General features: G+C 75.3%; 12 protein-coding genes. 8 read left to right on the plus strand and 4 right to left on the minus strand.

The window, feature by feature from the left end; all coding sequences use genetic code 11:
* Nucleotides 1-108 precede the first annotated feature (108 nt).
* From ACFXPX_RS22880 to mug, 6 genes are all read left to right on the plus strand, one after another.
* On the plus strand, nucleotides 109-1,680 hold the full coding sequence (locus ACFXPX_RS22880) for an APC family permease (protein WP_380586155.1): 1,572 nt from the start codon (nucleotides 109-111) through the stop codon (nucleotides 1,678-1,680).
* Nucleotides 1,677-2,114 (plus strand): hypothetical protein, encoded by a 438-nt coding sequence (locus tag ACFXPX_RS22885; RefSeq protein WP_375881922.1) that lies wholly within the window; start codon nucleotides 1,677-1,679, stop codon nucleotides 2,112-2,114. Before ACFXPX_RS22880 ends, ACFXPX_RS22885 begins: the two co-directional genes overlap by 4 nt.
* Nucleotides 2,115-2,123: 9 nt before the next feature.
* Nucleotides 2,124-3,470 (plus strand): dipeptidase, encoded by a 1,347-nt coding sequence (locus tag ACFXPX_RS22890; RefSeq protein ID WP_380529200.1) that lies wholly within the window; start codon nucleotides 2,124-2,126, stop codon nucleotides 3,468-3,470.
* A 141-nt stretch (nucleotides 3,471-3,611) separates the two neighbouring features.
* Nucleotides 3,612-4,691, plus strand: coding sequence for an aminopeptidase P family protein (locus ACFXPX_RS22895; protein WP_375882347.1), 1,080 nt, complete (start codon nucleotides 3,612-3,614; stop codon nucleotides 4,689-4,691).
* Nucleotides 4,692-4,839: 148 nt separating this feature from the next.
* Complete coding sequence (locus tag ACFXPX_RS22900; RefSeq protein ID WP_375881916.1) at nucleotides 4,840-5,853, plus strand: phosphatase PAP2 family protein; 1,014 nt, start codon at nucleotides 4,840-4,842, stop codon at nucleotides 5,851-5,853.
* A gap of 17 nt (nucleotides 5,854-5,870) precedes the next feature.
* Nucleotides 5,871-6,413, plus strand: a complete 543-nt coding sequence (mug, locus tag ACFXPX_RS22905; protein ID WP_380642974.1) for a G/U mismatch-specific DNA glycosylase — start codon at nucleotides 5,871-5,873, stop codon at nucleotides 6,411-6,413.
* Between the two features lie 44 nt (nucleotides 6,414-6,457).
* On the opposite strand, the gene ACFXPX_RS22910 is transcribed toward mug, so the two are convergent.
* Nucleotides 6,458-7,360, minus strand: coding sequence for a LysR family transcriptional regulator (locus ACFXPX_RS22910; RefSeq protein WP_375881912.1), 903 nt, complete (start codon nucleotides 7,358-7,360; stop codon nucleotides 6,458-6,460).
* Between the two features lie 133 nt (nucleotides 7,361-7,493).
* Between ACFXPX_RS22910 and ACFXPX_RS22915 the strand changes: the two genes are divergently transcribed.
* Entirely contained in the window at nucleotides 7,494-8,492 is a 999-nt protein-coding gene (locus ACFXPX_RS22915; RefSeq protein WP_380642976.1) for an NADP-dependent oxidoreductase, read from the plus strand.
* A 42-nt stretch (nucleotides 8,493-8,534) separates the two neighbouring features.
* Here the strand turns inward: ACFXPX_RS22915 and ACFXPX_RS22920 are convergent, their stop codons facing one another.
* The 3 genes from ACFXPX_RS22920 to ACFXPX_RS22930 all read right to left on the minus strand — a co-directional run bounded on the left by ACFXPX_RS22920 (nucleotide 8,535) and on the right by ACFXPX_RS22930 (nucleotide 10,998).
* Nucleotides 8,535-9,491, minus strand: a complete 957-nt coding sequence (locus ACFXPX_RS22920; RefSeq protein WP_375881907.1) for a M48 family metalloprotease — start codon at nucleotides 9,489-9,491, stop codon at nucleotides 8,535-8,537.
* A 3-nt stretch (nucleotides 9,492-9,494) separates the two neighbouring features.
* Nucleotides 9,495-9,920, minus strand: a complete 426-nt coding sequence (locus ACFXPX_RS22925) for a BlaI/MecI/CopY family transcriptional regulator (protein ID WP_375881905.1) — start codon at nucleotides 9,918-9,920, stop codon at nucleotides 9,495-9,497.
* 160 nt (nucleotides 9,921-10,080) lie between these two features.
* Entirely contained in the window at nucleotides 10,081-10,998 is a 918-nt protein-coding gene (locus ACFXPX_RS22930) for a DMT family transporter (RefSeq protein WP_380586161.1), read from the minus strand.
* On the opposite strand from ACFXPX_RS22930, the gene ACFXPX_RS22935 reads away from it, so the two are divergent.
* Nucleotides 10,997-12,451, plus strand: a complete 1,455-nt coding sequence (locus ACFXPX_RS22935) for a PLP-dependent aminotransferase family protein (RefSeq protein ID WP_380642978.1) — start codon at nucleotides 10,997-10,999, stop codon at nucleotides 12,449-12,451. The genes ACFXPX_RS22930 and ACFXPX_RS22935 overlap by 2 nt on opposite strands.
* Nucleotides 12,452-12,465 lie beyond the last annotated feature (14 nt).

A 12,465-nucleotide genomic window follows, 5' to 3' on the forward strand; every position in this document is an offset into this window, starting at 1 on the left:
CGGGCGCGGCAACCGGGTGAACTGGCCGGGTACGGCCCGCCGCCGGGGCTCCCTCCCCGGCGCCCCGCTCCCCGCGCAGCCGACCGGGGCCGTACCGGAGGAGGACCGATGAGTGCCACGGACGCGCCCCCGCCCGGCCCCGGCGGCGAGGCCGGCCCCGGGGGTACGACCGGCCCCGGGGGTGAGGCCGGCCCCGCCACCCGGGAGCGCGGCGGCTCGGTGGCCGGCCGACTGGCCGCCGCGCCGCGGATGTCCTGGATCACCCTCGCCCTGATGACCACCAGCTCGGTCGCCAGCCTGCGCTCCGCCCCGACCATGGCGGTGTACGGGCTGGCCTGCGTCTTCCTCTACCTCGTCCCCGCGGTGGTGTTCCTGCTGCCGACCGCGCTGGTCTCCGCCGAGCTGGCCTCCGGCTGGGAGGGCGGCGTCTACCGCTGGGTCTCGGAGGGCCTGTCGAAGCCGCTGGGCTTCCTGGCCGTCTGGTGCCAGTTCGCGATGACGATCTTCTACTACCCGTCGCTGCTGGCCTACGTGGCCTCGACCATCGCCTACGTGGTGAACCCCCGGCTGGCCAGCAACGGCCCGTACACCGCGGTCGTGATCATGGTGCTGTACTGGACCGGCGTCTGGGTCTCCTCGCGCGGGACGAAGGCGGTCGCCGGACTCTCCTCGATGGGCCTGGTGATCGGCACCCTGATCCCCGGCACCCTGCTGGTGGTGCTCGGCTTCGTCTTCCTCGGCGAGGGCAACTCCTCCGCCGCCCCGATGGACGCCTCGCACCTGTTCCCGCAGTGGACCGGGCTGGCCAGCCTGGTGCTGATCGTCAACAACTTCCTCAGCTACTCCGGCATGGAGATGAACGCGGTGCACGTCTCCTCGCTGCGCGACCCGGCCAGGGAGTTCCCGCGGTCGATGTTCACCGCCTCCGCGATGGTGCTGGCGATCTTCATCCTGCCGGCGCTGGCGATCAGCTGGGTGGTGCCGTCCAGCGAACTGAGCCTCACCGCCGGGGTGATGCAGGCCTTCGACGCCTTCTTCCAGTACTTCGACATCGGCTGGCTCACCCCGGTCATCGCGGTGGCCCTGATCGCCGCCTCGCTCGGCGGCATGCTGACCTGGCTGGCCGGGCCCTCCAAGGGCCTGCTGCTGATCTCCCGTCAGGAGGGCTACCTGCCGCCGTTCCTGCAGAAGCTCAACCGCGAGGGCGTCCAGCAGAACCTGCTGGTCTCCCAGGGCGTGGTCACCACCGCCATCGCCCTGCTCTACGCACTGATCCCGAACGTCTCCAGCGCCTACTGGATCTTCTCGGTGATCACCACCCAGGTGTACCTGATCGTCTACCTGCTGATGTTCAGCGCCGCGATCCGGCTGCGCCGCACCCAGCCGGACCACCCGCGCGGCTACCGGGCCCCGGCCCTGGTGCCGATCTGCGTGATCGGCCTGCTCGCGTCGGCCGCCGCGATGGGCATCGGCTTCGTGCCGTCCTCGCAGTTCGGCAGCGGCAGCGTCTGGTCGTACATCGGGATCGTCGGCGGCGGCCTGCTGCTCCTCGGGCTGGTCATCCCCCTCCTCTTCCTGCGGCTGCGCAGGCCGAGTTGGCGCTCGCCCGAGGCGGCGGCCGAGCTGGCCGCCCAGGAGGCGCAGGAGCTGCGCCGGACCGAAGGGGGTACGACGTCATGACCACCGGCCTGATGGCCTCCCGCCACCGCTGGATCTACCTCGGCTCGATCGTGCTGCTGGTCGCGATGCTGGTCACCGGCCTGCTGTCGTTCACCCAGCTGCACGCCACGAACCTGGCGAACGAGAAGGCCGGGGAGCTCGCCACGCGGCTGGGTTCGGCCGGCTACCCGGTGCCCACCCGGGACCAGATCACCCACACCCTCGGCGAGGACGGCGGCGCGGTCTGCGCCGACCCGGCGAACGCGCTCAACCAGGCGCAGTGGACGTACGGGATGTCCAACGGCGCGGGCGGGCCGGGCCAGCGCCCGGTGCTCTCCGACCGCGAGGTGGTCAAGGCCGAGGCGATCGTGCTCTCGGTCTACTGCCCGGACCGGCTCGCCGCCATCCAGGACAAGATCGACGACCTCGACCTGCGCGACACCGTGCGCAAGTAGGAGCCCCAGATGACCGACGAACTCGCCCGGCGGATCGACGGGTTGATGCCCCGCGCGTGGGCCGACCTGGCCGAGCTGGTGGCCATCCCGTCCGTCGCCGACCCCCGGCAGTACCCGCCGGAGAAGTGCCGGGAGGCCGCCGAGTGGGTCGCCGACGCCTTCACCGGGGCCGGCCTGCGCGACGTCCACCTGGAGGAGACCCCGGACGGCAGCCACGCCGTGGTCGGCCACCGCCCGCCCCCGCCCGGCGCCCCGACCGTGCTGCTGTACAGCCACTACGACGTCCAGCCCCCGCTGGACGAAGCCGCCTGGACCTCCCCGCCGTTCCGGCTCACCGAGCGCGACGGCCGCTGGTACGGGCGCGGCGCCGCCGACTGCAAGGGCAACATCGTCATGCACCTCACCGCGCTGCGGGCGCTCGGCGAGGACGTCCCGGTCGGCCTCAAGCTGGTGGTCGAGGGCTCCGAGGAGCAGGGCACCGGCGGCCTGGAGCAGTACGTGCCCCCGCACGCCGGGGAGTTGCACGCGGACGCCCTGCTGATCTGCGACACCGGCAACGCCGCCGTCGGCGTGCCCACCGCCACCACCTCGCTGCGCGGGGTGGTCACCGTGGTGGTCGGCGTCGAGGCGCTCACCGGCGACGTCCACTCCGGCATGTTCGGCGGCCCCGCCCCGGACGCCCTGGCCGCGCTGGTCCGGATGCTGGACTCGCTGCGCGACGCCGACGGCGGCACCCGGATCGAGGGCCTGGACTGCACCGGCAGCTGGAGCGGCGTCGGCTACGACGAGGGCGCCTTCCGGACCGACGCCGGGGTGCTGGACGGCGTCCGGCTGACCGGCTCCGGCACCGTCGCCGACCGGCTCTGGGCCCGCCCCGCCGTCACCGTCCTCGGCATCGACTGCCCGCCCGTGGTCGGCTCCGCGGCCGCCGTCCCGGCCACCGCCCGGGCCCGGGTGAGCCTGCGGGTGCCGCCCGGCACCGACGCCCGCGCCGCCCAGGACGCGCTGGTCGCCCACCTGGAGGCGGCCGCACCCTGGGGCGTCCGGGTCACGGCGGAACGGGAGAGCGCCGGCGCGCCGTTCCGGGCCGACACCGGCGGGCCCGCGTACGCCGCGCTCGACAAGGCCGCGCAGGAGGTCTACGGCAAGCCGCTGTCCTTCCTCGGCCAGGGCGGCTCGATCCCGCTCTGCAACGTCCTGGCCACCACCTTCCCGGCGGCGGAGCTCGTACTGATGGGCGTCGAGGAGCCGCGCTGCCTGATCCACGCGCCGAACGAGAGCGTCGACCCGGAGGAGATCCGGCGGATGGCCCACGTCGAGGCGCTGTTCCTCCGGCACTTCGCCAACAGCCGCTGACCATGGCGCAGTTGCGGGAAGTCGGCCACCATCGAAGGAGCCGACGTCGAACGACCCGCCAACGGACGACCCGACGCCGAAGGACCCCGAGGAGGAGCAACCGTGCCCCGTCCGTTCACCACCGAGGACCACGCCGCCCGGATGGCCCGGGCCACCGCCGAGGCGACGGCCGCCGGGCTGGCCGGCCTGGTGGTCGCCCCCGGCCCCGACCTGAGCTACCTGTGCGGCTACCGGCCCACCGCCGTCACGGAGCGGCTCACCGCCCTCGTCCTCGCCCCCGGCCGCCGCCCCGCGCTGATCGTCCCCAGGCTGGAGCGCCCGGACGCCGAGAAGGCGCTCGGCGCCCCGGCCGTCGAGCTGCTCGACTGGTCCGACGGCGAGGACCCGTACGCCACCGCCCGCCCGCTGTTCGAACCGGCCGGGCGCTACGGGATCTCCGACAACGCCTGGGCGATGCACCTGCTCGGCCTCCAGTCCGCCCTGCCCGGCAGCGGTTTCACCTCGCTCACCGAGGCGCTGCCGATGCTGCGCGCGGTCAAGGACACCGAGGAGCTGGAGCGCCTGGCCGCGGCCGGCGGCGCGGCGGACGCCGCCTACCGGGGCATCCTGGAGGTCGGCTTCGCCGGCCGCCGGGAGACCGACGTCGCCGCCGACCTCGGCGCGCTGCTGATCCAGTACGGCCACAGCCAGGTCGACTTCACGGTGGTCGGCTCCGGCCCCAACGGCGCCAACCCGCACCACGAGGCCGGGGACCGGATCATCCGCACCGGGGACACCGTGGTGCTGGACTTCGGCGGCCTCAAGGACGGCTACGGCTCCGACACCACCCGCACCGTGCACGTCGGCCCGGACGTCCCGGACGAGGTGCGGCAGGTGCACGACCTGGTCCGGCTCGCCCAGCAGACCGCCTTCGAGGCGGTCCGGCCCGGAGTGAGCTGCCAGGAGATCGACCGGATCGCCCGACGGGTGATCACCGACGGCGGGTACGGCGAGCACTTCATCCACCGCACCGGCCACGGCATCGGGATCACCACCCACGAACCGCCGTACCTGGTCGAGGGCGAGGAGCGGCCGCTGGTGCCCGGCATGTGCTTCTCGATCGAGCCCGGCGTCTACCTGCCCGGCCGGTTCGGGGTGCGGATCGAGGACATCGTCACGGTGACGGCCAACGGCGGACGACGCTTCAACAACACCCCGCATGAGCTCGGTGCCGTCGCCTGACCGGGGCGGCGAGGCCGCTCCGCCGGACCGTTCGTCCCCGTCACGGGACCTTCGTCCGCCAAGATTTGACCCAACCGTGCGATTTTCTTACGAGCCGGTCATCGTTCGCCCAGAGTCCTCCAAGCTTGCGTTGCTAGTTTCGCTGAACATGACGAAGCTGCTGAGCCCGGCCCCGCCGACCCCGGTGCGGGCCGGACGTCTGCGTCCCGTGACCGAACGCAACCGCCGGGGAGGCCTGGCCAGACTGCGACTGCTGGCCTGGCCGGCCTACCTCACCGCCTTCGTCTGGTTCCTGGCCACCCAGGGCATGGCCTTCGCCAACGACGTGGTCTTCCTCTGGCTGATCGGCGCCCTGCTCACCGCCGCCGTCCACAGCGGACACGGCCCCCGCGGCTTCCTGCTGGTGCTGCGCGACTGGGTCCCGGTGATGGCCGTGGTCTGGGCCTACTCGCTGCTGCGCGGCTACGGCGCCCACACCCCCTGGGCCCCGCACTGGCTGCCCCAGCTGCGCTTCGACGAGGTGCTCGGCTTCGGGGAGACCTGGACCGTACGGCTCCAGCACGCGCTCTACACCCCCGGCTCGCCGCACTGGTACGACTACGCGGCGACGACCGTCTACCTCTCGCACTTCCTCGTCGTGTTCGTCCTGCTCGCCGTCCTGTGGCGGCGCTCCCACCAGCGCTTCCGTCAGCTCCTCGCCTGCTACTTCACGCTGACCTTCGCCGGCTTCGCCACCTACCTGCTCTACCCCGCCGACCCGCCGTGGCTGGTCGGCCAGCAGGGCAACATGCCCGAACTGCACCGGGTGGTCTGGGAGACCATCTCGAACACGGGCCTGCCGCAGGCCGACTCGCTGCTGGAGAACGGCAGCCAGTTCGCCAACGACGTCGCCGCGATGCCCTCGCTGCACTCCGCCTACCCGGCGATGCTGCTGTTCCTGTTCTGGCCCACCGCCCGGCCCTGGCTGCGCGCCCTGCTGGTCGCCTATCCGCTCGCCATGGCGTTCACCCTGGTCTACGGCGCCGAGCACTTCATCATCGACATCCTGGCCGGCTGGACGTACGCCGCCGTGGTGGTGTTCGGCCTGCGGTGGCTGCGCGACCGCCGCACCGCGCGGACGGCGGCCAGGGCAGAATCGGCCGGGTGCACTCCCAATCCGTGAGGGGAACCCCGACACCGATGAAGCCGACCCCCGAGCAGCTGCGGGCCGCCCAGGACACCACCATCCCGGATGTCACCGGGCCCGGGCTGCGGGTGCTGTTCTGCGGCATCAACCCTGGCCTGTGGTCCGGGGCCACCGGGCACCACTTCGCCCGGCCGGGCAACCGCTTCTGGCCCGCCCTGCACCGCTCCGGCTTCACCGGGCGCCAGTACCGCCCGGACGAGCAGGACGAACTGCCCGCCCTCGGCCTCGGCATCACCAACGTCGCCCCGCGCACCACCGCCAAGGCGGACGAGCTCACCGCCGAGGAACTGCGCGCGGGCGGCGCGGCGCTGCGCGAGCGGGTGCTGCGGCTGCGGCCGCGCGTCCTCGCGGTGCTCGGCATCGGCGCCTACCGGACGGCCTTCGGGCAGCGCCGGGCCGCGATCGGGCGCCAGCCGGAGGGCATCGGCGACACCGAGGTGTGGGTGCTGCCCAACCCCAGCGGCCTCAACGCCCACTACACCCTGGACGCGCTGGCGGCCGAGTTCCGCGTCCTCCGGGAGAGCCTCGACGACTGATCGGGCCGGTCGCCCGAGCCGACCGGGCCGACCGGGCCGACCGGTCAGGCCGCCGTCAGCCCGGCGGGCAGCGGCAGCTCGCGCAGTTCGCGGATCAGCGCCCGGACGGCCGCCGTCCCGGCCAGCTCGGGGGTGGTGACGTACCCGACGAAGCGGCTGGGCGGCCGCGGGCCAAGGTCGGTGACGGCCAGCCCGGGCGGCGCGCCGAGCAGGGCCGTCCGGGGCATCACCGCCATGCCGAGGCCCTGGGCGACCAGCGAGAGCGCCACCGTGTCGTCCTCCGCGTCGACGGTCGCGGGCGGCAGCCAGTCCTGCCGCCGCCACCAGTCCCTGGTGTACGAGCCGCAGTTCTCCGCCCAGTCCACCAGCGGCAGCCGGCGGGGCTCCGGGTGGCCCTGCGGGTGGGCGAGGGCGTACGACTCCCGGTACAGCCGCACCGCGACCAGCCCGGGCACGGACGGCGGACCACCCGCGTCCAGGGTGGCCAGCCCGAGGTCGGCGCGCCCGTCCGCGACCTCCCCGGCGGTGCCCCGGCCGAGCTCCCGGACGATCCGCACCCGCGGGGTGAGCCCCGGGTGCTCGGCGGCGAGCCGGGCCAGGACGGGCGGCAGCAGGTTGGCGGCGGCACTGCGGAAGGCCGCGATCCGCAGCGTGCCGGTCAGCGGCCCCGCCGGGCCGGCACCCGCGCCCCGCACCTCGGGGCCCATCACCGCCAGCAGCCGCAGGATCCGGCGGGCGTAGCCGACCGCCCGCGCGCCGGCCTCGGTGGGGCGCGCGCCGTGGCGCCCGCGGTCGAAGAGCACCGCGCCGAGCTTCCGCTCGCAGGCGCGCACGGCGTGCGAGACGGCGGACTGGGTGGTCTCCAGGCGCGCGGCGGCCGCCGTGAAGCTCCGCTCCTCGTCGACGGCGACCAGGACGCGCAGCTCGTGCGGGGCGAGTTCGGTCATGCGGCGAACCTACCTCCCATCGAATCCGCTCATGGAAGGCGCCGGTCCATCGCCGCCGGCCCCTGCCCGGCCGCGCCCCCGCTTCCTACGGTGGTCAACGTCCCCGCCGACCTCCCCGTACGGAGCACCGCCGATGTCCCGTCCCACCGCCCGCGCCGTCCACCTGGTCTCCCGCCCCTCGGGCGCGCCGAGCGCCGAGAACTTCGCCTTCGTCGAGGTGACCGTCCCGGCGCTCGCCGCCGGCGAGGCCCTGGTCGAGAACCTCTACCAGTCCGTCGACCCGTACATGCGCGAGGAGATGGACGAGGGCGGCTGGCAGCTGCACGCCCCGCTGGAGGGCCGCACCCTCGGCCGGGTGGTGGAGTCCCGGGCCGACGCGCTGCCGGTCGGCGCCCTGGTCTCCCACCGGCAGGCCTGGCGCACCCACTCGGTGGTGACCGGCGACCGGGCCGGCCTGCTGCCCCACTTCGCGGGTGTCCCGCTCACTGCCCACCTCTCGATCCTCGGCGGCACCGGGCTGTCCGCCTGGGTCGGCCTGACCAGGATCGCCCGGCTCCAGCCCGGCGAGACCCTGTTCGTCTCGGCCGCGGCCGGCGGCGTCGGCACCGCCGCCGGCCGGATCGCCCGACTGCTCGGCGCCGGCCGGATCATCGGCAGCGCCGGTTCGGCCGCCAAGGTCGCCCACCTCACCGAGCACCTCGGCTTCGACGCCGCCTTCGACCACCACGACGGCCCGATCGCCGACCGGCTGCACGAGGCCGCCCCGGACGGACTGCACGTCTACCTGGACAACGTCGGCGGCACGCACCTGGAGGGCGCGATCAGCGCGATGCGCGACCACGGCCGGATCGCCTGGTGCGGCGCCGTCGCCCAGTACAACAACCCGCTGGACCCGCCGCCCGCGCCGCGCAACCTCTACGACGTGGTCGGCAGGAGCCTGCGCCTGGAGGGCTTCCTGGTCCGCAACCACCTGGACGCCCGGCCCGAGCTGTACGACTTCGCCGTCCCGCACCTGCGCTCCGGCGCCCTCGTCCCGGACGAGACCGTCGTGGACGGCTTCGACCACGTGGTGGACGCCTTCCTGGGCGTGCTGCGCGGCGCCAACACCGGCAAGATGATCGTCCGGATCTGACCCCGGGGCCCAGGCAGGGCGGCGGCTAGGGCCGGACAGGCCCTAGAGGGGGGTGACGGCCTTCAGCACCACCAGCAGCGCCACCGCCGCGTTGAGCGCGCACAGCGCCGAGGCCGCCGTGCCGACCGCGGCCACCATCGCCGCCAGGCCCGCCGGGGTCTTGGCCGGCGGCCAGTTGCGGGCCGTCGGCACCGGGCCGAGCAGCGCGGCCACCCGGCGCGGCACCGGGCCGGGCGCCGGGGCCGGGGCGGCGAAGGCCGCGAAGCCGGGCACCGGGGCGGCGTGCGAGACCAGGGCCGCCCGGGCCACCGCCCGGGCCGTGATCCGCCGGTCGCCCACCGCCTGGGCCGACTCCTCGTCCGCCCAGCGCTCGGCACTGAACGCCACCGCCGCCTGCAACGGCCGCAGGAAGGGGTTGACGCAGGCGGCGAGCTGGGTGGTCAGCAGGTAGCGGTGGTGGCGGTGGCGCAGGTGCGCCCGCTCGTGCGCGAGCAGCGCCTCCCGCTCGTCCTCGGCCAGCCCGGCCAGCATCCCGGTGGAGACCACCACCCGCCCGGGCGAGCCGGGCAGCGCGTAGGCGTACGGGCTGCGGTCCGGCAGCACCGCGAGGTCACCGGCCTCGGCCGGCGCCTCCGGCAGTCCGGCCAGCGCCCGCCGGGCCCGGGAGCGGACCCGCAGGTGCCGCACGACCGTCCGGGAACAGGCGAAGCCGACCAGCACCAGCAGCCACATCGCGGCGGTGCCGACCGTCTCGTGGTACGGCAGCGCGTGCCGCACCTCCGGGTCGGACCAGCTGTCCGGCAGCGGGTTGCCGGGGATCTGCGCGGTGCCCACCACGCCGATCAGCCCGAGGCAGAGCACGCTGCACACCGCCATCACGGCGCTGATCACGGTCATCAGCCGGGCGGCACCGCGCGGGTGCAGGTGCTGCTCGGTCAGCCGGGCGATCGGCACCGCGGTCAGCGGCAGGATCAGCGGGAGGAAGACGAAGAAGCCCACGGGTCAGCTCTCACGGTCGGCCGCTGCGGGCTCCGCGGACGCGGCGTCCAACAGCGCCCGCAGCAGTTCCTCGTCGTGCGGCAGCAGCGCGGTGACGAAGCTGGCGAGGACGGCGTCCCGGTCCGCCTCGCCGTCGAGCATCCGGCGCATCCGCAGCGCGGCCAGCCCGGCGGCGTCGGCGGAGGCCTGCCACAGGTAGGAGCGGCCGGAGCGGCTCCGGGAGACGGCGTTCTTGGCGTGCAGCCGGGACAGGATGGTCATCACCGTGGTGTACGCCAGGTCGCCGTCGATGCGTTCCTGGACCCACCCCGCGGTGGCCGGGCCGGGCGCCCGCTGGAGCACCGCCAGCACCTGCGCCTCCAGCTCGCCCTGACCACGCCGTCGGGTCGGCGCGTCCCCGGACGCCGGGGCGTGCCTCTCGTCTGCCATGACGGCCCACTCCCTCCGGATGCCGCTCCCCGGACCGACGCGGGGCGCGGGGCCATCCTAACGAGCCGACGCCTCCTCCGGACGGCCCAACGCGAGGGTTCGGGCCCGCACCACCGAACGGCCCGGGGCGAGGACCCGGCAGGGGCCCCGGGGACAGGCCCTACGCCCGGGCCCGCTGGGTGACCGCGATGCAGCCCAGCACCACCACGGCCGTCACCGGCGCGGCCACCGGCAGCTCCTCCCCGAGCAGCAGCACCGACCAGACCAGCGTCAGCAGCGGCTGGGCGAGCTGCAGCTGGCTGGCCCGCGGCACCCCGATCGCCGCCATCCCCCGGTACCAGCACACGAACCCGCCGAGCTGGGAGACCGCCGCGATGTACGCCAGTCCGACCAGCGCCTTCGCGCCGAGCCGGACGGGCTCGGCGGACAGCCCGTAGGCGGCGGTCAGCACCATCACCGGCGCCGCGGCCACCACCGCCCAGGCGATCACCCGGGCGCCCGGGAGGTCCCGGGAGAGCCGCCCGCCCTCCGCGTACCCGGCCGCGCAGACCAGCACCCCGGCGAACAGGTAGAGGTCGGCGACGGTCGGCCGGCCGTGGCTCTGCAGCAGGGTGAAGCCGAGCACGGCCGCCGCCCCGGCCAGCGCCGCCGCCCAGAACGCCCGGGACGGCCGGCGGCCGGTGCGCAGCGCCGAGGCCACCGCCGTGGCCAGCGGCAGCAGGCCGATGACCACCGCCGAGTGGGCGGTCGAGGAGGTCCGCAGGGCGAGCGTGGTGAGCAGCGGGAAGCCGATGACGCAGCCGGCCGAGACCACCAGCAGGCCGGGCCACTGCCGGGCCGTCGGCAGCGGGGCGCCGGAGGCCAGCAGGTAGAGCCCGGCGAGCAGCCCGGCCAGGGCGCCGCGCAGTCCGGTCGAGGTCCACGGGCCGAAGCCGTCGAGGGACCACACGGTGGCTGGGAAGGTGAGCGAGAAGGAGGCCACCCCGAGGGCGGCGAGGGCCGTTCCGGAGGCGGTGCCGGGGGCGCCCGCCCCGGGTGCTATCGCCGCGGGCTGGGTAGCGCTATCTTGTGCCGTCATGAACGAGCGTAGCAGCGTGGCCGAACTCGCCGAAAGCCTCCGGCGGGAGGTCGAGCGCTACCCGGAAGGGCGAAAGCTGCCGTCCAGCCGGGCCCTGATGGAGCGCCACCAGGTCAGCCCGGTGACGGTCTCCCGCGCCATCGCGGTGCTGGTCGCCGAGGGGCTCGTGGTCTCCCGGCCCGGCGCCGGGGTGTTCCGGGCCGCGGCCTTCGCTGCGGCCCCCGACTCCCCGGCGGCCCCGGCCGCCCGGCCCGGCGACCTGTCCTGGCAGGAGGTCGCGCTCAGCGCCGACTCCGGCCCGCGCGACCTGCTGGCCGCACCGGTGTTCGCCACCCTCCAGGTGCCGCCGCCCGGCGTCATCGACCTCAACGGCGGCTATCCCCACTCCTCGCTGCTGCCCGAGCGGCTGCTCGCCGCCGCCCTCGCCCGGGCCGGCCGCCGCCCGGGCGCCTGGGACCGGCCGCCCACCGACGGCCTCACCGAACTGCGCGGCTGGTTCGCCCGCGACATCGGCGGCCACGCCGGACCGATCAGCGCCGGGGACGTCCTGATCACCTCCGGCGGGCAGGGCGGCCTGACCGTGGCGATGCGCTCGCTGGCCGCGCCCGGCTCGCCGGTGCTGGTCGAGTCGCCGACCTACTCGGGCATCCTCGCGGTGGTGCGCGCGGCCGGGCTGCGGCCGGTGCCCGTCCCGGTCGACGCCGACGGCGTCCGCACCGATCTGCTGGCCGACGCCTTCGAGGCCACCCGGGCCCGGGTGTTCGTCTGCCAGCCGCTGTTCCAGAACCCCACCGGCGCGGTGCTCTCGCCCGCGCGCCGGGCGGAGGTGCTGCGGATCGCCCGGGCCGCCGGGGCGTTCGTGGTCGAGGACGACTTCGCCCGGCTGCTGGTCCACGCGGACGCCCCGGCGCTGCCGCGCCCGCTGGCCGCCGACGACCGGGACGGGGTGGTGGTGCACCTGCGCTCCCTCACCAAGGCCGCCTCCCCCAACCTGCGGGTCGGCGCCCTCACCGCGCGCGGCCCGGCGCTCGCCCGGCTGCGGGCCACCCAGGTGGTGGACAGCTTCTTCGTGCCCCGGCCGCTCCAGGAGGCGACCCTGGAGCTGGTCTCCGACCCCGGCTGGGCCCGTCACCTGCGCACCCTCGGAGCCGAACTGCGCGACCGCCGCACCGCCGCCGTGGCCGCCCTGCACCGGGAACTGCCCGGTGTGCTCGGCGCCCACCGGCCCGGGGGCTACCACCTGTGGCTGCGGCTGCCGGACGGCACCGACGACGCCGCCCTGGTCGCCGCCGCCCGGCGCCGGGGCGTCCAGGTCACCCCCGGCCGGCCGTACCACGCCGCCGAACCCCCGGCCCCGCACCTGCGGCTGAGCTACGCCGCCGCCGACGGCCCCGCCCAGGTCGCCGAGGGCATCCACCGACTGCGGACGGCCTACCAGGAGTCGACCGGCTGACCGCGCCCCGGACC

The organism is Kitasatospora sp. NPDC059146 (assembly GCF_042786665.1).
Taxonomy (GTDB): Bacteria; Actinomycetota; Actinomycetes; order Streptomycetales; family Streptomycetaceae; genus Kitasatospora.